The following is a 21,125-nucleotide window of genomic DNA, read 5'->3' as shown; positions in this document are numbered from 1 at the left end:
CTATGCTGATCAATAGTGTCATTTTGGTGTTACGTGAGGTGCTTGAAGCGGCAATGGTCGTGAGCTTGTTTATGGCGTTATTTACCGTGTTAAAGCAATCTCATGGCTATATTTTACGAGCTATTTTATTGGGGCTAGGGGCTGGCGTTATTTATGCTCTTAACTTGCCAACGTTTGGGCAGTGGTTTGAAGGTGTCGGCCAGGAAGTGGTCAACGCTTTTATCCATGGCGGGATCTTCGTGTGTTTATTGTTATTTAACTTTCTCTTCGTTTCGAGACCTGAAGAACGGACGTCTTTATTAAAAGCGTGTATTGGTTTGGCTATTGTTTTAGCCATATCAAGGGAAAGCGCTGAAGTGATGCTGTATATCTCAGGTTTCTTCGGTCAGCAGTCACTGATTTTACCGGTGATGACCGGTAGTTTGATTGGCATGGGGCTCGGCTTAAGTATCGGGGTGTTTTTGTATTATCTGATGATCAGCTTATCGATAAAACAAACCCGCCAACTAATACATTTTTTAGTGGTATTGGTGGCCGGAAGTATGGCAGCTCAAGCAACCCAAATGTTAATCCAAGCAGATTGGCTGCCAACCACAAAGGTATTGTGGGACAGCTCATCTATTGTCAGTGAGCACTCATTAATGGGGCAGTTTTTATTCGCTTTAATGGCTTATGAAGCAAGACCAACAACACTCCAAGTAGTAGTTTATGGCGTCAGTTTATTGCTAATGATCTTGGCAATTGTGGTGGGGCTACAGCACCGAAAACAGTTACAAAAGGCTTAATACGATGATGAAAAAAATCTCGTTACCCATTTTCTTAATGACAAGCGTATCGGCACTTGCTGATGGCAGCGCTGTAGATAAGGTTTATCAACCCTACGTGCAACCATTGGAGCGTGAACTTGAGTGGCGATTAACCGATGCGGATGGTGAGCAAACACAGCGCCTTGGTTACGGTCAGTCAGTAAATGATCGCCTTTTTATCGAAGGTTATTTAATTGGTGAAGATGAAGGCAATAATGAGTTACGTCTTGAAGCTTACGAACTGGAAGCGCTTTGGCAGTTAACTGAGCAAGGTGAATATAACTACGATTGGGGTTTGATCACCGAGTTTGAATGGCAGCGTGATAGTGATGACTGGGAAGTCGCGACCGGTTTGATTACCTCAAGAGAGTGGGGGCGTTGGGTCGCGACCAGTAACTTATGGCTTAAATACGAGTGGCAGGAAGATGGCAATAAAGAGTTTGAAACGGCACTGGCACTTCAGGGGCGTTATCGTTTAGCCAGTTGGTTCGAGCCTGCTGTCGAGTTTTATGCAGGTGAAAATACCCGTGCATTAGGGCCTGTAGCGTTAGGTGATATCCGTTTACAGCCAGGCCAGAAATTGCACTGGGAGCTGGGTGCATTAACTGGCCTGAATAGTAAAACGGCAGATATCACTTGGCGAGCTGCGCTAGAGCTGGAGTTTTAACCGTCTCTTCAGCTCTGCCAACAGGCGTATCGTAACGCTGTTGACGATATAACCAAGAAGGCAAAAGCACATGGGCTAATGCATCTTGTGCATTTTCCTCAGTCGCCAAACCCTCAATGTTTAAATGTCTTTGCTCAGTCGAATATTTGCCAGCTAAGGCAGGTTGGTGTGGCCTTAACACCGTGACATCTTCGCCTCTCATCAAAGCAAAATAATCAGCAAATTGCATTAACGCACGACCACTTGAATTTTGTTCATCAGCCAAACTTAAATCACGACCAATCATCGGGGTTTCTGCCTCAATGCCCATAAGAGACAGTAACGTTGGTGCCATATCAATTTGACTGGCCACCGTTTTGATTTCTTTTGGTTTGATATCCGCACCCATAATCAGCCCTGGGATTTGAAAACGTTCAATTGGCACAAGTGCATCGCCATGGACATTCAAATCATGGTCAGCAACAACCAAAAATAATGTGTTTTCCCAGTAATCGCTTTGCATGGCCTCATTCATAAATTTACCAAGCGCACAGTCGGCATATTTCACCGCATTAATGTCGGTATGTTTATTGGGATCAATCAGCTCAATTCGGTCATCTGGAAATTCATATGGCGAATGATTGCTAGAGGAAAATACCAAACCAAAATAAGGCTGATCTTTGGCATTCATTTCGGTAATACGTTGGTGGGCTTTCGCAAACAAGTCTTCATCGGAAGCTCCCCAACTGCCTTTGAAAGTCGGGTTTTCAAAGTGTTTTTGCTCAATGATGGCGTTAAACCCATTACCCATAAAAAAGCTGGCCATATTGTCAAAATGCGCCTCACCACCGTACATAAACTCGGTGAAGTAGCCTTGCTGGCTAAGTAAGTCGGCAATTGTGAAGAAGTTTTGTTGTGATAACGACAGCTTCACCACACTTCTCGCCGGCGTTGGTAAAAAGCCGCTGATCGTTGCCTCGATACCGCGAACAGAACGCGTGCCGGTGGCATACAACTGATCAAACCACCAGCCGTGTTGTTTAAGTTTTTCGAGTTCAGGTGTGGCAGGTCGATCGCCACCTAAAGATTCAACAAATGTCGCGCCTAGACTTTCTTCTAAAATGATCACCAGATTTAATGGTTTTTCACGTTTAACCGAAGGTGCTCGTTGGTTAAGGGTCGGGAAGGTGGCATCAGCATGATTATGCAGCCAAGGATAATCACGGCGCAGCATCGTCATAATGTCTTCATCTGCCATGTCGCCATAGACATCAGTTGCCTGCGCTTCGTGTTGCATGTTGTAAATGGCGAAATACACAGACCAAGCAGAGTTTAAAACTAGGCTATTCACCAAGGCATCTGAAGTAATCGCAAAGCTCGCTGGGTTGGCTGGACGATGACCTAAAGAAGAGCGAATCATGACCAATAACAAGATCACCAATAATGGCCATGTCAGCCACACTTTCCACCAAGGCCAATTGAGTTGGTAACCTTGCTGCCATTTTAAAATGACTTTGGTTGCCGCCCAGCCAGCTAAAGCTGTGATGCTCAAACCAAGTATTAAAGGCAGTTTAAAGCCATGCCAGAGCGTTGAGAAAACTTCTTTTGGATATTTCAGGTACTCGATGAACAATCGGTTGGGTCGTAAATCATATTGCATGATAAATGCAGGTGTTGAGGCTTCCATAAACACCAAAATCAGCATGGCAATGACACCCCATACCAGCACAACTTTTTGCCAAGCCGACCAGCCGATTCGATTGGCTAAAAAAGGCATTAATAAGGCTAATGGCACTAATAACATGCCCATCATGATGCTGTCGGCTCTCACGCCTTGCAGCAGCATTTGACCCAAACTTATTGCAGGCTCTACACGGTCCCATTGCCAGGCAATTAGGCCTATTCGAGATATGGTCAGAATGACTAAGCCTGATAACAACAGCTTGAATAAAAGCTGATAAGGACCAAGTAGATTTCGCATCGTGATGATCTCTAGAAGTTAAATTTAGGTAATAAGATGGTGAGCCAAATACTGGCGCTGATAAGCAAAGTGAGCAGAACAGCAAGCGAGCCGTAGTCTTTGGCTTTTTTAATTAATAAATGCCATTCACTGCTAATTTGGTCGGCAAGACACTCAATCGCTGAGTTAATTAACTCAACAATCAACACCATGACCAAGGTGGAGAGCAAAAGCACTTGCTCAAGGGCTGTGACGGGCAGCCAGAAACTCAAGATCGCCAATACGCTGACAGCAATAAATTCCTGTCTAAAAGCCGCTTCACTATTTAATGCGCTGATGAAGCCGTTACTTGAGTGTTTTGCTGCATAGAGCAGACGTGTGATGCCGGTTTTCTTTTGCAAAACTATCCATCCTGTAAACGTTTTGCGAAGTGTATGGAGTAAACATTAAGAAAGTCTTAAGGATGGAGATGTTAGTAAAACAGGGATTTTCGGGCAAAAAAAAGCACCCCAGAAGGAGTGCTTAACAAGACATCAGTTGAGAACTGATGAGAGGAACTTAAAGCATGCGCTTTAAGGTTTCATCACGGCGGACAAAGTGATGATAGAGCGCACCAGCAAGGTGACCTAAGACTAGTGCAGTTAACAACCAAGCCAGAATAGCGTGCAGATCACCGACTGATGCCATCCAAGGCGTTGGTGATTCAGGTTTATCTAACATGGTCATACCAAAGAATTTCACGGGATAACCTTTACCGTAGATGTACAACACACCTAAAGGCGGTAGCAGGAAAACACACAGATACATGGTGTGGTGGGTGGCTTTGGCAATTTTGCCTAATACGCCCGGCGTGACAGGACGTTGACCTTTTTGTTTGTTGGTCCACAGCAGACGAAGTACTACTAACACCATGACAACAGCGCCAATTGATGAATGGTAAGGGCCAAAAGTGTCGCCTAACCAATGTTTGCCATCATTAAAGTAATCACCAAATTTGAAGAACTGATTAATGATTAACACCGCCATTAACCAGTGAAAAAAACGAGTGATCGCGCCATAACGCTGCTGAGTATCGTGAACCAAAATAATCTCCTTGAAAGTCTAAATAATGAAGTAATTGCAGATTTGCTTTAGCTAATGCTTTCGACGATGCCGCCTTCAACTCGAAGTGATGCGCCGGTGGTCGCACTGGCTTGTGGTGATGCCACATAAACACAAAGGTTGGCGACTTCTTCTGCCGTGGCAAAGCGTTTTAACAAAGTAGATGGGCGGTTTTCATCTAGGAAAATCGTTTCCATTTCCTCGATTGACACACCCCGCTCTTTGGCAAGATTGCCTAAAAACTCAATAACACCATCGGTGCGGGTTGGGCCTGGCAAAATGCTATTCACGGTGACACCTGAGCCCGCCAAAACTTTTGCTAAGCCGCGAGACACACCTTGCATCGCCGATTTTGTGACACCGTAATAAACCATCTCCGTCGGAATATTGAGCGCAGACTCACTTGATATGAATTGAATACGACCCCAGCCACGAGCTTGCATGCCTTTGGCGTAATGACGTGATAAACGTACACCGCTCATGACATTAACCTGAAAGCTGTTTTCCCAGATGGCATCATCGGTATCAAAAAACGGCTGCATGCCATAGATACCAAGATTGTTAATCAAAATATCGGTTTCTGGGCGGGCATTAATGACGGTTTGGCAACCATCAGCATTACCTGCATCAGCAATGACACCACTGGCATCATTACGCTCACTTTGCTGATTAATTTCGTTAACCGCTGTTTCTACGGTTTTGGCAGAGCGGCCTGTAATGGTCACTTTAGCACCCGCTTTGGCTAAACCAATCGCGATGGCGAGGCCAATACCACCGGTTGCGCCGGTGACGAGTGCTTGTTTTCCAGATAAATCGATATGCATTGTACTTCTCCTATTTCAGCAAGTTCGTTAACAGGCTCAACCAAATTGATAGGCTGAAAGCTGGGTTTTCATCACTTGTTCTGAATAGACCAATTGGCCGCGGTGAGTTCCTGCCGCTCCGGCAGAAACCATAAGTGGTAGAAGATGCTCTTCATAACCGGCGGGATGACACATCTCGGCAAAAGGTGCTTTTTGCCATTCTGTTAGGGCTTGGTTTCTTTGCGTAGGCTCGGCAAGCACAGCTTGGGTAAGCCAATTACCAAATGCTTCTGAAGGCGCAGTGAAGCGTGAATCACCATAACCACGCATATTGTGAAAACTCATACCGCTACCAACGATTAATACGCCTTCTTGACGCAGTGAGCTCAGCGCTTCACCCGCTGCAATATGCAAAGCCGGATCTAAGCTGTTATTGAGTGAGAGTTGCACAACAGGAATATCCGCATCAGGAAACATTAGCTTCAGAGGAATAAACATGCCGTGGTCAAAACCACGTGCAACATCAGGCAATACGGTGTGACCCGCATTTTTCAACAAGGCACTGACTTTCATGGCAAGGTCGGGCTGACCAGGCGCTGGGTAAGTTAATTCGTAGGTATGTGCTGGGAAGCCATAATAATCAAAGATCAGTGATGGCTTCTCAGCAGCGGTCACCCGGAACTCTTTACTTTGCCAATGTGCTGAAATTAGCAAAATGGCTTTTGGTTTTTCCGGCAACGTATTGACGATATTTTTGAGGTAGGCAGCCATATTGGTCCACGTTTCAGGTGGATCCCAATCCATAAAGAAACATGGCCCACCACCATGGGGAATGAACAGCACTGGCTGTTCTATAGTTTGTGTGGACGATTTTTCACTGAGAATCATGGCTTGTGCCTACCGGCAAAATTCAAATGGATTTCAGTATAACTTGATTGTAATAGTGCGATAATGTGCCATTATGCGCTAAGACTTTTAACTATGAGTGTTAAATAAATGCTGGATCGTTTTACTGGTATGCGAGTATTTGCACAGGCTGCAACCTTGGGAAGCCTCTCCGCGGCAGGCCGAGCATTAAGTATGTCACCGGCGATGGCCACCAAATATGTTGATGCACTTGAAGCAAGGCTGGGCATCAAGCTATTACACCGTACGACACGTCGGTTAACACTCACTGACGCTGGCACGCAGTATTTAGAAGCTTGTCGTCGTATTCTCCAAGATCTTGATGAGGCCGAATCGGAAGTATTTGCCCAGCGAGTTGAGGCCGTAGGTCGTTTGCGAATGAACGTGCCGTTATCATTTGGTGTTCGATTTATAGCGCCTTTGCTGCCAGCTTTTAGTGAACGTTATCCACATGTTGAAGTGGAACTCGGCCTTAGTGATGCAAAACAAGATTTGGTCAAAGATGGTTGGGATTTAGCGATTCGGATCGGGCATTTGGCTGACAATACGTTAAAAGCACGTCGTATTGGTGACTGTGCCGTAAGGGTTTGTGCTTCACCAGCGTATTTAGCCAAACACGGTACACCAACGACGTTGGCCGATTTAGCTAACCATAACTGTTTGAGCTACACACTTTCACCCATGCAGGGGCATGGTTTCTGGTGTTTTGGTCACGATGCTGATATTCAAGTACCGGTACAAGGCAATTTCAAAGCGAATAACGGTGATGCGTTATTGGCTGCTGCGATTGGTGGTTTAGGAATTATTTATCAGCCGGAATTCATCATTAACGATGCTTTAGCCAAAGGTCTGTTGGTGGATTTGCCACTTGATAAACCAACCATTGATGCTGGTGGCTTACATGTTTTATCACCTCCCGATCGTCGTCCACCTGCCAAAGTCAGAGCAATGATTGAGTATCTAGTGGAATGTTTTCACGAAAAGCAGTACTAATCCTCAGAACTAACGACATAAAAAGCGTAGTTTTACTTGCAACAATACTAGGCCGAGTTTTTAATAGCGCTAGGGCTTTTGGATGTGTGACAAGGAGTGAGCATGAGCCAGAAAACCATTTTGGTCATTGATGATGAGCCAAGCAATATTGATGTTATTAAAAATGTGTTGTCCGATAAGTACAAGATTAAAGCGGCCACGAGCGGTGAAAAAGCCCTGATGGTAGCGGCCAAAGCGCCAGTTCCAGATTTGATTATGCTCGATATTATGATGCCGGGAATGAATGGTTACGAAGTTTGTAAGGCATTAAAACGTCAATCTGAAACACGTACTATTCCAGTCGTATTTTTATCGGCCAAGGTTACGGCTGATGAACAGCGTCAAGGGATGGAAACTGGCGCGGTAGCTTATTTAACCAAACCCATCGACCCGCAAAGTGTTACCGATACGGTAGATATGTTACTAAGCGGATATCTTTAACGCGTTTAGCTATCTTCGTGACTAATATTTTGCTCGGCGTATTTGTCCCTGATATCCAAAATCTCGGGCAAAACAGAGTGGAAGATCGTTACTAAGGCTGGGTCAAAATGTTTGCCGGCCTCATCGTCAATTAGCTTAACCGCATCAGCAATTTCCCACGCCTTCTTATACGGTCTTTCGGTGGTCAACGCATCAAAAACATCAGCAATCGCTACGATACGAGCAGCAATCGGAATGTCTTCACCTTTTAAACGACGAGGATAACCACTGCCATCCCATTTTTCATGGTGGGCGAAGGCAATTTCTCTGGCCATTTGGAGTAATGGTGAGTCGTCATCACCAATTATGTCCGCACCTATCTTGGGGTGGCGACGCATGATTTTCCATTCTTCATCGTCTAGTTTGCCGGGTTTGAGCAAGACGTGATCTGGAATACCGATTTTGCCGATGTCATGCATTGGTGCTGCGTTGAAAATCAGATCGACCCATTCGTCATCATGGGAAATAGCCTCAGCTATTAGACGTGTGTAGTGACTCATGCGGATGACATGCAGGCCGGTTTCGTTATCTTTAAACTCGGCGGCACGGCCAAGTCTGCGAATAATTTCGAGGCGGGTATTGGTGAGTTGTTGCGTACGTTCTTGTACTTTCTTTTCTAATGTTCGGTTTTGGTCGTACAAGGCTAATTGTGTGGCTACTCGAGCTTGAACAATGGGCGGGCTGATGGGTTTGGTGATGTAATCAACAGCGCCAAGTTCAAATCCTTTTTGTTCATCTTCTTCTTGGTTCTTGGCCGTAATGAAAATCACCGGGATACGGTGCGTGGCTGGATTGGCTTTGAGTTGTCTGCAGACTTCGTAGCCGTCCATCTCTGGCATCATAATATCCAGCAAAATGATGTCAGGCGGGCTGTCAGCATTCGCAATTTTTAAGGCACGCTCACCATTTAATGCCGCTTTAACCTTATAGTTTTCCCGCAAAACACCACTGAGAATATCAATATTCTCGGGTGTATCATCCACGACGAGGATAGTTTGTTTATTATCTGATTCCATGGCTAATCCCTTATCGAAATGACTGAAAATTAATCCGGGAAACCGAATAAGGCTTCTAACGCGGCTTCAAAATCATAGTCATCGATAGCGCGATAAATGATATCAACGACATTCTTCTGCTCGGTACTCAAAGCCAACCCATCTAATTCATCCACCAGATCTTTAGCGGCAGTATCATCATCTTCCAGCAACGCTTGTAATTGGTTAAGCAGATCCCTTAGCTGTTCTGGATCGACGTTACCGGCTGGTGTGACGGATGTCGTGCCAGTCTCAGCTTTGCTGATGTTAGACAGGCTATCAGTTACTATCTGAATCTCAGCCAACAAATTAGGCAAAATGCTATCTATTTCTGCGGCATCGTTTTGATGACAGGCTGCCTCTAGAAGCGCCGCTTGAGCTTGTACCTGCTTAGCCCCAAGGTTTCCTGCAATCCCTTTTAGGCTATGCGCGCTTCGCTCAGCGGCTTGAGAGTCGGCATCTTCACGTTCCTTGGCGAAGGTCTCGGCATAATTACTATAGTTATCTCTAAAACGAATCAGTAACGAGCGATATAAATCGGCATTGTTAGCCATGGTCATCATGCCAGTTTTGGTGTCGATCCCTGCTACTAAATTGATATCAAAACTATTTTCATCGCCAACAATTTTGGCTGGGGCGACGGTGCTTTCTGGATTAGCTGGTGTGATCCACTTGGCCATCGTGGTGAACATATCTTTGACATTAATCGGTTTTGAGATGTGATCGTTCATGCCTGCCGCATGGGCTTTGGCAATATCTTCAGCCATGGCATTCGCCGTCATAGCAATGATGGGAATATCGATTAATTTAAGTTGTTTACGAATATGCTCGGTGGCTTCGTAACCGCTCATAACCGGCATCTGACAGTCCATCAATACACCGTCATAGGTGCCTGTAGATATTTTATCGACGGCAATCTGACCATTTTCAGCGATATCAACATGAATGTTGTTGCTATTAAGCAATTCGACGGCAAGCTCTTGGTTGATTTCATTGTCTTCCACCAATAAAACCTTGGCACCGTGAAGTTTACGTTTGATTTCAAGGAGTTCATCTTCTCGACTAATTGGTCTGACGCTGTCTATGTCGTCATGACCTCGCGCTGTCATAATGGCATCTACTAAGGAGGAGGCGGTGACTGGCTTGGTCAGAATAGTACTAAGATCAATATGTTGTGCTGCAGAGCTCGCTTCCTCGCGACCATAGGCAGTAACCATGATGATCATCGGCATATTTTCGAGATCTAAGTTTGATTGGATCTTCTCTATCGTCTCGATGCCATCCATGCCCGGCATCTTCCAGTCCATAAACACCAAATCATAAGGATGTTTATCGTCGGCTTGATCAAGCAAGGCTAAACAAGCTTCTCCTGAGGCAGCTTGATCTATTTCGGCACCAATTTGTGCGAGCATACTGACCAAGACTTCTCTTGCTGTCGCATTGTCATCGACGACCAAGACCTTAAGATTATCGATATGTGTTTTGGTATGACGACGCTGCGAGGCAATGCCTTTCTGTTTGCCGAGCTTGACGCTAAAGTGGAACTGACTACCGATACCAGCTTCACTGGTGACCCAAATATCACCGCCCATCAATTCAGTCAGATTTTTACAAATGGCAAGACCTAAACCTGTACCACCATATTTACGGGTTGTAGAACTGTCTGCCTGACTGAATGATTGGAACAGCTTTTTAGTTTGCTCGGGTGTCATACCGATACCGGTGTCGATGACACTAAAGTGCATCATGACGGCATCTTCATCTTGGCTTTCTACTTCGGCCTTAATAACGACGTCACCACCTTGATCGGTAAATTTCACAGCATTATTGCCAAGGTTAATCAAAATCTGCCCAAGTCGTAATGGATCACCAATTAATGCAGTTGGTAGCTCTGGCGAGATATCAAAAAGAAACTCGATACCTTTTTCTTCGGTTTTCATGCCAATGAGGTTTGACAGGTTTTCCAGTACATCTTCCAGCCGGAAGTCGATTTGCTCAATATCGAGTTTGCCCGCCTCAATCTTCGAAAAGTCGAGAATGTCATTAATAATGCCTAGTAATGACTCGGCTGATAGATGCACTTTCTCAATATAGTTACGTTGGCGGCGATTCAGATCGGTTTGTAGGGCAAGATGCGACATCCCAATGATGGCATTCATTGGGGTACGAATTTCATGGGACATATTGGCCAGAAAATCCGATTTGGCTTTGGTGGCTTCTTCGGCTGCTTCGCGAGCTTGAACTTGCTCGGTGATATCTGATGAAATACCACCTAAAGCGATAAGCTTGCCGGTAGAATCATGGATCGGAAACTTGTAAGAGATAAACGTATGTTCCGAGCCATCGGCAAACGTAATGATTTCTTGCAGTTGAATCGTGTCATTCGTTTCGATGACTTGTTGGTCTCGCTCTTCTAGGACTTGGGCAAACTCTGTTGCCATCAATTCGGTTGCCCTATGGCCAACAGGATCCAGATCAGAGCTGTTTCTGACGGACTTCCAAAGCTTATTAACCACCATGTAACGAAGGTTTAAATCTTTGATATATATTAGTGCTGGTGAGTTATCGAGGACTGATTGCAGCATAAAGCGGCTGTCTTGGAGGGCTTTTTCAGCGGCCCTGCGCTCGGTGATGTCCCTAATCGAGCTGGAAATGGTCAGACCTTCCGCGGTTTCAATTGGGCTCAAGCTTATCTCGACAGGAATATAAAAACCTTCTTTAGCCCGTGCCAACAGATCCATGTTTTGGCCCATACTTCTAGCAACAGGCTTAGCCACAAAATTGGCCACATGGCGTTTATGGGCTTCCTTTAGTGCATCGGGCAGTAGCAGCTCGATGGGCTGGCCAATTAGCTCCTCACGCTGATAGCCAAATAATTTCTCAGTTTGCTTGTTAACCAAAATAATTTCGCCTGATGCTTTGGTCACCACCATGGCATCAGGGGCAGATTCCATCAGTTTATGGAATTGCTCTTTGCTCTTACTCAACTCCTCGGTACGTGCGATGACTTTTTCTTCAAGATCATCACGGGCACGGACTAAGGTTTGATTTGCCCGAGCACCTAACCAAGCACTGAATGCCAGTAGACTGAAACTTAAGAATAATGAAATACCTAGTATGGTATAGAGTGTATTTCGAAATACATGGAAGCCTTCGAGGGCTTCGGCTTCATCCAGCTCAGTGATGAGACCAATATTAAATTGATCATTCCAAGCCCAAGCACTCAATACTCGGCTACCTCGATAATCACGCTCACCCTCATACTGCTGGCTGCTGGTTTTTTGTAAAACCTGATAGGCAGAATTTGTCAGCGGTTGTTCGGCAATTGATTGCGTGGGTTTTTTCCCTTGCGTGAGATCAACACCGGGGTCACTGACTTTGATATTGAGTATGGTCGATTGATCTGGCCCAAGCAGGCCTAGCTGTTTTAGAGCCTCTTCATGCACGGTACTGGAAATCATCCACCCTTCAGTATTGATAGCATAGGTTTCCATACTTTCTTGATAATTGCTGTTATCTGATCGAATGACTTGAGAAAATGCATCGTGTGGATCGACCGAAGCTATGACCGCTGCAATGGTGCGCCCCTTATAGTCGAGAACAGGGGCAGCAAAGTACATACGGGTTAATGTGGAATTTGGCACTCGCTCAGGGGGAATAAAGGTTGCCACACCATTAAAAACGGTTTCTTGGAGCTTTGGTAATAAGTGCTCCACGGGCGGTGCATTTTCAAATACGACACTGCCATCAGTCAGTATCATGGTGTATTGCCAAGCCGTATTATTCAGATTTTGTGCCTCTAAAAGGCTGCCAACATTTCTAAAAGCTTCTGTTGCCAAAAGATCGTCAGTGAGCTGATAGGCTGAAAATAACGTATTAAGATTGCTTTCATTCGCAATAATCGTGACTTGTCTCAGGCCAGCCGATAACCAATAGCTGATAGCTTCATTGGTCGAGTTCAGCACCGTTACCAAGGATTGTGCAGCACGTTCACGAGTGATTTGTTCGCTTCGTTGCAGCGAGTACCACGTGATGGCAAATATGATCAGCAAAATACAGCAAACGGTCATTGCCGTGAAAAAGCGCAAATTGGTTGATTGGTAGAGCGCAATAATATCGCCAGCGCGGCGGCTTAATAACCAAGCGATAAATAAAAAGAGTATCGCCAGCCCAAAAGTAATCAGCAGCATCTTGGCAATAGGAATTGATTCGCCATTGCTTGCTTGTGGGGCAATGTCGACCCCTTCCAGTTCAGCACTTACCCAGTTACGGCGAAGTGAGTCATGTTGTGCGGGGGTGATTTGCGATAAAGATTTATTCAAAATTTTGACCAGCTCAGGCCAGTCTTTTCTGACACCAATTGCCAGCTCAAAGTTATAGCTAGTAACAAAATTGACTTTTAGATTGCTTAGGCCCAGTGAGTTTACCCGGTCAATGGCACTGAGCTTGTTGGCAATCATGGCATCCAGTGCGCCTTCTTCAACCAAGGTTAAGCCTTCCGAGATAGATTTAACTGGAACGGTGTTGGCATTGGGATAGGCATCCTTTAGCCATTCGTTGTAGGAGTAGCCTTCAATGACACCAATGGTTCGGTCGCCTAAATCTGAGAGCTGACTGAGTCTAGGTGTTCCTTTAGGGGTAATAATGACACTCGGAATACTGATGTAGGGTTGGGTGAAAAGAAAATGTTTTTCACGGTCTGGGGTTCTGGATAAGCCCGGTAATACGTCAATTTCACCGGATATAGCGCTCTCAACAACCTCTTGCCAAGTCGCTTTGGGTTGGAGGGCAAAAGCCACGCCTAACTGATCGGTAATCATTTCCATGTAGTCAGCGATGATGCCCTGGTGATAACCCTGTTGATTTACAAACTCAAAAGGACGCCAATCAGGATCTGCCCCAATTTGAATAATCGGATGGGCGTTGAGCCAAGCGAGCTCTTCCATATTGAGATTGGCGTTGGGTAAAGAAAGCGGATTATTTACAGCGTCATGATTTAACCAGTTAGCAAAAATAGCATTACGATCTGAGCGACTAATATCATTGATGGCTCTACTGATGATGCTATTCAGAATGGGTTTTTGTTTCGAGACAATCATTCTCAGCGGTGTATTAGCGATACGACTTGGGAATGAGCGTAGCCCTTCAAATTTATTTTCTTCTATCAAGAAGCTAACAACTCTTTGCGCGTCAATCACGGCGTCAGCCTCACCCTGCACCACCATTGTGAGTGCTTCCATAATCGAATTCGGCTCGATGATGTTGATATCTGGTCGGCTTGCGCGAATCAGTTTGGTTGTGTCATAACCTTTGGGAATCGCAAGGGTTCGCCCAGATAGGTCATCCATATCGTTAATGCCGCTGTCATCAAGGACAAAAACATATTCTTTTATAGTGGTGTATGCCGTGGTGTGCAGCGCGCTATCGTTACGGTCTTCCGAGTAATAACCTGCGGCAATCAGATCGAGCTCATTATTAAAGAGTTTTGACTGAAGTTCGGCGTAGCTAGCTGGCTCGGAGTAGGTAAAGGTTAAGCCTGTTTTTTCACTGATAAGCTTTAATAAATCGACACTAATCCCCGCTGGATTCTCACTGTTGTCTACAAATTGAAAAGGTGCCCAGTCGGGCTCATTGCCAACCAGTACTTCGGGATTGGCGGCGATCCAGTCTTGTTCTATTCGCGTAAGCTTAAGCTTAGTGGTATTCGACCCTGTTTGGGTTAAAGTCAGCTGTTTATGGTTGATTTCTTCATTGAGCTTACGCAGTGTTTCTGTCAACAAGGTTTTGTTTTCAAGATAGACAGCGGACGTGAATAATTGCTGTGCTTTTTGTGGCTCGCCGTTTTCAATATAGGTTAAGCCTTCGGCTTCAAAGTCATAGAGGGCCTGGGCTGAACTCACCAGATTTTTGTTGGTGGTATGACTTACTTCAGGGAAGTCAGTCGTCACGCGATCAAAGGCATCATTAAAACGATCCATTGCCGTCCGATAGCGTTCGAGCCATTTTAATTCACTGGTGTAGGCATAAGTGGTAATGGAGCTCGTCAGTACTTCATCCTGAAAACGTAGCTCACGTGTTAACTGCCCAAGTTCAACCAATTTTGATTCGGTCAGGCTAGGACGATCTTCTAGTGACCAAGCAGTTGATGAAAAAGCCGTACCTAAAACCAGTAAAAATAGCCAAATATAGGTTAACAGGAAGCGACTTAACGTCATTGCGCTGCCTCCACATTAAGCGTATTGGTAAAGCCATATTTTTGCAGTATTGCGAGATAATCTGGGGTTTGAATAAAGCGTGCTATTTCTTGCTCAAAGGCATTAATGACTTTTTCAGCGTCAGGGTGTTTTTTTGAAATTGCCATGGTGACAGGCAAATTGATAAGTGCTGGTGATAAGACTTTAAAAACGGGATTAATGCCTAATGAAGAGATAGTTTCTTGAAAATACTGTGGGTTATTAACGGCAATATCATAGCGACCAGAAAGCAGGCCTTTGAGTTGTTGCTTAGAGTCGTTGAGATAATCCTTGGTCAAATAGGTTGCTGAATCAAACTGTTTACCATAGGTCCAGCCAAAAATTGGCCCAAAACTATAATTGGTCAAACTTTTTAAATCGCCGTTGTATTCAATGTTGCTGTCGCCACGAACGATAAGATGTTGTGATTCGTAAACATGTGGCGTTTGTGTGAAATAGGCTAGTTTTGATCGTTCGGCCGTTTCGGTTAAATTTATGCTGAGATCTTGTTGGCCACTCTCCAGCGCCAACAATAATTGCCGCATATTAGGTAATTGGGTGATGTCTAATTGATAACCTAGTTTTTCACTAACTAATACAGCAACCTCGTAGGAAACGCCTTGAAAGCTGCCATCTAAGTCATGGTAGTAGAAAGGTGGGAAATCCTCGGGTATCACAACTTTGAGTGAAGGCGGGCTTGCCACTGTCACTGAAGACACATTCATGCAGAGAAACAAGACGAAAAATTGTAAGTATCTGCTCAGCATTAAATATCCATTTATGATGAGAGCTCAGGTGCTCTGGTGACCTGACGTCAATATTGCCATCAAATGCATCGGGTTGTCGAAACTTCAATTGATTTTGGTTATCTACAGGGCAGCTACTCTTGAAAACGCGATGTATGGGTCATTTAAAAGCCTAAACGGGAATTTTTACCATGACAGGCAGAAATGCCGATGACGGTAACAGCCATCCAGATTCAAGTTTAATCGACCTTACTACGATTGCTCGCGACGATACCATTGCCAGTATGAATATAATTTGCGCTACTATTCGATGTAAATGTATGTTTATGCTGATATTTTTGACTAACACCATCGTCACTCAGAATTCACATAGTGTGTCGAATCATTAAGAAGACACTTAAAATTAAGTAAAGATAAAAAATAAGGACTCAATTACGTAACGCCCTGTGTTTGTTGAAAAGGATTTCCAGTGTTCCATGGCGTAAATTGATTTCAAGGAGTTTGACACAATGACCCATAAAGCTGGTGGCAATGACGCTATTTTCATGAACTCCAATTTGCTCGACTCGATCATCCAGTCTAGTGATGACGCGATAGTTAGCAAAGATCTCGACGGTATTGTCACCAGCTGGAATCCGGCAGCTGAAATGATGTTTGGTTACTCTGCTGAAGAGATTATTGGAAAGCCTATGCGGTTGATTTTCCCCGAGGAACGCCTGAACGAAGAAGATTCTATCCTAGAGAAAATCGCCAGAGGCGAACCGGTCAGACATTTCAGAACCCAGCGAAAGCACAAGTCGGGCCGTTTGCTGGATGTGTCGGTCACTATTTCGCCAGTCATCAACGGAGCAGGTGAGATAATCGGTGCATCAAAAATCGCCAGAGATATCACTCAGGAAGCGCTCAGAGATCTGGAGAACAATCATTTCAGGGCCATCGTAGAATCTTCGGACGATGCCATTATAAGCAAAGACCTCAACGGCATTGTGCAAAGCTGGAATGCCGGTGCAGAGAAAGTATTTGGTTTCACCGCTCAGGAAATGGTCGGTGAGCCGATGATTAAGGTGTTCCCGCAAGACAGGCTTCATGAAGAGCCCGACATTCTCAGCAGACTGGCAAGGGGAGAAAAGGTTGACCACTTCCGCACCATAAGAAAAAGAAAAGATGGCTCGTTAATACATGTGTCGGCAACGATTTCTCCCATCTATAACCACTTGGGAGAAGTGATTGGTGCATCAAAAATCGCGAAGGATATTACGGCGCAAGTAGAAGTGGAGCGCTTGACCCGTGAATTCCAGTCCATCATCGAAACATCCAACGATGCCATCATCAGCCAGAGCCTGAAGGGTGAAATACTCAGCTGGAATCCCGCTGCAGAGCAGTTACTCGGCTTTGCCGCAAGTGAAATGATTGGGCAGTCGATTTACTCGATTATTCCAGATGAGGCGCACCAGGCCCATGATAGGTTGTTAAGGTCTTTACACAGCGGAGCAAAAGTGACCGATCACCGTGCCATTTACATGACGAAACATGGCGAGAAAGTGAGGGTTTCACAGAATTTGTCACCGGTATTCAATGCCGATAGTTCTGAAGTCATAGGCGCCTCTCAGATAGCGCGTGATACGACAGAAGCAGATAGAGAGAGAGCGGAAATATGGAAAAAAGCCAATTTTGATAATTTGACGGGGCTGGCTAATCGAGCCTATTTCATTAACCGTACAAAACAATTGATTAAATCAAACGCTGTCTCTGGGGCAAAGAGCAGGTTTTATGTGGCTTTCATTGACGTGGACTCATTCAAGGCTTTCAACGATAACTTTGGCCATAAAGTCGGCGATGGTGTTTTAACAGCAATATCCAGAGTACTAACTGAAAACTGTCGGTCTACTGATGTTGCTGGTCGTTTTGCCGGTGATGAGTTTGTGCTGTTAATAAAAGATGATTTTCAGCATTTTAATGTAAATAAATTCTTTAACCATCTAATTGAAAAAGTAAATGAGCCAGTGATTATTGAGGGCAGAGAATTCAGGATTTCAATTAGCGTAGGCGTGGCCAGTTTCCCCGAACATGGTGTTTCAGTTGAGGACTTGCTGGAGAAAGCTGATAAAGCGATGTACCAAGCCAAAAAAGCGGGCAAGAACCAATTCAGACTCTCAGCCGAAGGGAGGAATTAAAAAAGCCCCGAAACGTTTCCGTGTCGGGGCTTTTTGTATTCTTGATGGTGCCCGGGGCCGGACTCGAACCGGCACGCTTTTAAAGGCGAGGGATTTTAAGTCCCTTGTGTCTACCAATTTCACCACCCGGGCAGCAAGAGGCGGATCATACAGCAATGAATCGGCAATGGGAATTTCAAATTTGCGAAATTTATACTGGCCAACGTTTATTTTTTTCAGGATGTGCGCCTAGGGCAGCAAAGTTTTTCTGGATGATCGGTAGTACGTCTTCTGGACGATCTACTAAATAAAACAATCGCATATCGTTATTGTCAATGCAGCCAGAGGCTCTTGCACGGCTCTCTAACCAGTCGAGTAATCCTTGCCAAAATTCACTGCCGTAAAGAATGACGGGGAAGTGATAAATTTTTTGTGTTTGGATTAATGTCAGCGCATCAAACAGTTCATCCAAGGTGCCAAAGCCACCTGGAAACACCACATAGCCCATCGAATATTTCACAAACATCAGTTTCCGTACAAAGAAATAACGAAAGCTTAATTGCCTGTCTTGGTATGGATTGGCTATTTGTTCGTGGGGTAATTCGATGTTCAATCCAACCGACGTCGAGCCGTTACCTTGGGCGCCTGCATTGGCGGCTTTCATGATGCCGGGGCCACCACCAGTAATAATGGAAAAGCCAGCGTTGGATAGTTCGCTAGCAACTTGTTGGGCAGCCGCATAATACGCGGAGTCTTGTTCGAGTCGAGCGCTACCAAATACCGATACTGCAGGGCCTAAATCATTTAACGTTTCAATGCCGTCAATGAGTTCGGCTTGGATCCGAAAAATGCGCCATGCCTCTGATTGTTTAAGATCTTCCACGTTGATGCCTGCATGAAAAAAGAGCTTATCTGCAAGATAATCAATTCCGTTGATAGCGGCAATCATCATTGCGGTTTGGCTACTTTGGTTATGGTGGCATCTGCGGTATCATTATCGCCTTTTCAACAGGTTGCGACGGGCTATGAAAGTATTGGTAATTGGTGGTGGCGGACGTGAACATGCTCTGGCCTGGAAATTGAGTCAGTCTCCACAATGTGAGCAAGTCTTTGTCGCGCCGGGCAATCCGGGTACGGCTAATGAGCCAGGCATGCAAAACGTGCCAATCGCGGTTGAGGCAATTGAAGATTTAGTTGCATTTGCTCAACAAAATGCCATTGATTTAACGGTCGTAGGCCCTGAAGTTCCATTGGTCTTAGGCGTGGTGGATGCATTTGAAATCGCTGGCTTACGTTGTTTCGGTCCAAGCCAAGCTGCGGCACAACTTGAAGCATCTAAAAGCTTCACTAAAGATTTCCTGGCGCGTCATCAAATCCCAACGGCGGCTTACCAAGTATTCACCGAAATTCCACCTGCGGTTGCTTACATTCAAGAGCAAGGCGCGCCAATTGTTATCAAAGCTGATGGTTTAGCTGCGGGGAAAGGCGTTATTGTTGCGATGAGGGAAGCTGAAGCTGTGGCTGCCGTTGAAGATATGCTGGCAGGTAACAAATTTGGTGATGCGGGTAGCCGTGTTGTAATCGAAGAATTTATGACTGGTGAAGAAGCTAGCTTTATCGTCATGGTTGATGGCGAAAATGTCTTACCACTTGCGACCTCACAAGATCACAAAGCCCGCGATAATGGCGATAAAGGCCCTAATACTGGCGGTATGGGCGCTTACTCCCCTGCACCTGTGGTAACGGATGTTGTCTTTGACCGCATCATGAATGAAATCATTTACCCAACCGTAAAAGGCATGGCTGCAGATGGTCGTCCTTACACCGGCTTTTTATACGCGGGTGTGATGATTGATGCTGCGGGCGCACCAAAAGTCGTTGAGTTTAACTGCCGTTTTGGTGATCCAGAAACCCAGCCGATCATGTTGCGTCTGCAATCTGATTTGATTGAATTGTGTATGGCAGCGTTAGAAAAACGTCTTGATAAAGCCACGGCGGATTGGGACCCTCGCGCTTCTATTGGTGTGGTGATGGCTGCTGGTGGTTATCCAGATGATTACCGCAAAGGCGATGTTATCGGTGGTTTGGATACTATCGACGCTGACTTAGCCAAAGTTTTCCATGCAGGTACCAGTCAACAAGGCGCAGATATCGTCACTAATGGTGGCCGTGTTTTATGTGTCACGGCATTGGGTGATAGCGTTCAAGAAGCACAACAAAAAGCCTATCAAGCAGTAGCTAAGATTGATTGGCAAGATGCCTATTACCGAACCGATATTGCTTATCGCGCTGTCGCCAGAGAGCAAGCTGCACGGTAATTGCCGGGCGCTACTCGCATGTCAGTCGCGCATCCCATTATTGCGGTTACCGGCGCTTCCGGCGCGGGGACATCGACGGTTCGTCAGACATTTGAGTTGATATTTGAACAACTGAATCTTGCGCCAGTGATGGTGCAAGGTGACAGTTTTCATCGATATGACCGCGAGCAGATGCGCGTTGCCTCAATTAACGCCATTGCACATGGCCATAACCTGACCCATTTTGGGCCAGAAGCAAATGACCTTGCCCGACTGGAAAACCTCTTTGCTCGTTATGCTGAGTCTGGAGAAGGCGAGTCTCGCTTTTATGTGCATGACGAAGCCGAAGCCAAACAGTTTGGTCGTCCCTCAGGTACATTCACCGATTGGCAGCCATTAGCCACTGATAGTGACTTATTGTTTTATGAAGGTTTGCATGGGGCGGCGGTCATCGATGGTATTGATATTGCGCAGCATCCCGACTTATTGATCGGTATTGCCCCAGTGATTAATCTCGAATGGATGCAGAAGATCCAACGTGATTGCCTAAATCGCGGTTACTCACACGAGGCTGTCGTTGACATCATTATTCAGCGAGTCCCGGACTATATTCGTTACATCACACCGCAGTTTTCTCGTACCCATATCAACTTTCAGCGGGTTCCGCTGGTCGATATTGCTAACCCTTTTTCAGCAAAAGCATTACCCGCACCAGAGCAGAGTTTATGTGTAGTGAGCTTTACCGACAGGTGGGCGTCACTTATCACCGAAAATTTGCCTCAGATCAAAGGTGCTTTCCAAAATAGCAGTAATAATGTGGTCGTACCTGGAGAGTTGATGGCTGAGGCTATGGCAACTTTGGTTACGCCGATCATTAAACAATTGCTGAGGAAACGTTAATAATTTACGCAAAAAGCAATTAAAAGGA

16 protein-coding genes and 1 tRNA gene are annotated in these 21,125 nt (G+C 45.3%); 7 read left to right on the top strand and 10 right to left on the bottom strand.

Annotated features, from left to right (window positions below; genetic code table 11):
• Positions 1-2: 2 nt before the first annotated feature.
• A complete protein-coding gene (locus OMP94_RS04955; RefSeq protein WP_266276725.1) occupies positions 3-785 on the top strand; it encodes an FTR1 family protein in 783 nt (260 codons plus the stop codon).
• Between the two features lie 4 nt (positions 786-789).
• A complete protein-coding gene (locus tag OMP94_RS04950) occupies positions 790-1,473 on the top strand; it encodes a hypothetical protein (RefSeq protein WP_266276723.1) in 684 nt (227 codons plus the stop codon).
• Here the strand turns inward: OMP94_RS04950 and OMP94_RS04945 are convergent.
• From OMP94_RS04945 to OMP94_RS04925, 5 genes are all read right to left on the bottom strand, one after another.
• Complete coding sequence (locus OMP94_RS04945; protein WP_266276721.1) at positions 1,439-3,433, bottom strand: LTA synthase family protein; 1,995 nt, start codon at positions 3,431-3,433, stop codon at positions 1,439-1,441. The two genes, OMP94_RS04950 and OMP94_RS04945, sit on opposite strands and share 35 nt — an antisense overlap.
• Before the next feature lie 11 nt (positions 3,434-3,444).
• The gene (locus OMP94_RS04940) at positions 3,445-3,813 is read right to left on the bottom strand and encodes a diacylglycerol kinase (protein ID WP_266276718.1); all 369 of its coding nucleotides are present in this window, start codon (positions 3,811-3,813) and stop codon (positions 3,445-3,447) included.
• A gap of 157 nt (positions 3,814-3,970) precedes the next feature.
• Complete coding sequence (locus OMP94_RS04935) at positions 3,971-4,495, bottom strand: cytochrome b (protein ID WP_266276716.1); 525 nt, start codon at positions 4,493-4,495, stop codon at positions 3,971-3,973.
• A gap of 47 nt (positions 4,496-4,542) precedes the next feature.
• A complete protein-coding gene (locus OMP94_RS04930) occupies positions 4,543-5,337 on the bottom strand; it encodes an SDR family NAD(P)-dependent oxidoreductase (RefSeq protein WP_266276714.1) in 795 nt (264 codons plus the stop codon).
• Between the two features lie 36 nt (positions 5,338-5,373).
• Positions 5,374-6,204, bottom strand: coding sequence for a DODA-type extradiol aromatic ring-opening family dioxygenase (locus tag OMP94_RS04925; protein ID WP_266276712.1), 831 nt, complete (start codon positions 6,202-6,204; stop codon positions 5,374-5,376).
• Positions 6,205-6,312: 108 nt separating this feature from the next.
• Between OMP94_RS04925 and OMP94_RS04920 the strand changes: the two genes are divergently transcribed.
• Positions 6,313-7,215, top strand: a complete 903-nt coding sequence (locus OMP94_RS04920) for a LysR family transcriptional regulator (protein WP_266276710.1) — start codon at positions 6,313-6,315, stop codon at positions 7,213-7,215.
• A 102-nt stretch (positions 7,216-7,317) separates the two neighbouring features.
• Positions 7,318-7,695, top strand: coding sequence for a response regulator (locus OMP94_RS04915; protein WP_266276708.1), 378 nt, complete (start codon positions 7,318-7,320; stop codon positions 7,693-7,695).
• Positions 7,696-7,700: 5 nt separating this feature from the next.
• On the opposite strand, the gene OMP94_RS04910 is transcribed toward OMP94_RS04915, so the two are convergent.
• Genes OMP94_RS04910 through OMP94_RS04900 form a run of 3 tightly spaced genes read right to left on the bottom strand, consistent with a single transcriptional unit; the run spans position 7,701 to position 15,768 of the window.
• Positions 7,701-8,750, bottom strand: a complete 1,050-nt coding sequence (locus tag OMP94_RS04910) for a response regulator (protein ID WP_266276704.1) — start codon at positions 8,748-8,750, stop codon at positions 7,701-7,703.
• 29 nt (positions 8,751-8,779) lie between these two features.
• A complete protein-coding gene (locus tag OMP94_RS04905; RefSeq protein ID WP_266276702.1) occupies positions 8,780-14,983 on the bottom strand; it encodes a response regulator in 6,204 nt (2,067 codons plus the stop codon).
• Positions 14,980-15,768, bottom strand: coding sequence for a substrate-binding periplasmic protein (locus OMP94_RS04900; RefSeq protein WP_266276700.1), 789 nt, complete (start codon positions 15,766-15,768; stop codon positions 14,980-14,982). Before OMP94_RS04900 ends, OMP94_RS04905 begins: the two co-directional genes overlap by 4 nt.
• A 488-nt stretch (positions 15,769-16,256) precedes the next feature.
• On the opposite strand from OMP94_RS04900, the gene OMP94_RS04895 reads away from it, so the two are divergent.
• Complete coding sequence (locus OMP94_RS04895) at positions 16,257-17,921, top strand: bifunctional diguanylate cyclase/phosphodiesterase (RefSeq protein WP_266276698.1); 1,665 nt, start codon at positions 16,257-16,259, stop codon at positions 17,919-17,921.
• A gap of 45 nt (positions 17,922-17,966) precedes the next feature.
• Here the strand turns inward: OMP94_RS04895 and OMP94_RS04890 are convergent.
• Positions 17,967-18,053 (bottom strand) — tRNA-Leu (locus OMP94_RS04890).
• A 58-nt stretch (positions 18,054-18,111) separates the two neighbouring features.
• Positions 18,112-18,783 carry a TIGR00730 family Rossman fold protein gene (locus OMP94_RS04885; RefSeq protein WP_416240447.1) on the bottom strand — a complete coding sequence of 224 codons (672 nt, stop codon included), beginning with the start codon at positions 18,781-18,783 and terminating at the stop codon, positions 18,112-18,114.
• Positions 18,784-18,925: 142 nt separating this feature from the next.
• Between OMP94_RS04885 and purD the strand changes: the two genes are divergently transcribed.
• Both purD and OMP94_RS04875 read left to right on the top strand, forming a co-directional pair.
• Positions 18,926-20,218: a phosphoribosylamine--glycine ligase gene (gene purD, locus OMP94_RS04880; protein WP_266276694.1), complete on the top strand. Its 1,293-nt coding sequence runs from the start codon at positions 18,926-18,928 to the stop codon at positions 20,216-20,218.
• An 18-nt stretch (positions 20,219-20,236) separates the two neighbouring features.
• Entirely contained in the window at positions 20,237-21,097 is an 861-nt protein-coding gene (locus OMP94_RS04875) for a phosphoribulokinase (protein WP_266276689.1), read from the top strand.
• Positions 21,098-21,125 lie beyond the last annotated feature (28 nt).

This window comes from Methylophaga sp. OBS3, assembly GCF_026319325.1.
Taxonomy (GTDB): domain Bacteria; phylum Pseudomonadota; class Gammaproteobacteria; order Nitrosococcales; family Methylophagaceae; genus Methylophaga.
The sequence above is the reverse complement of the archived record's forward strand: the minus strand, read 5'-3'. Positions and strand labels throughout refer to the sequence as shown.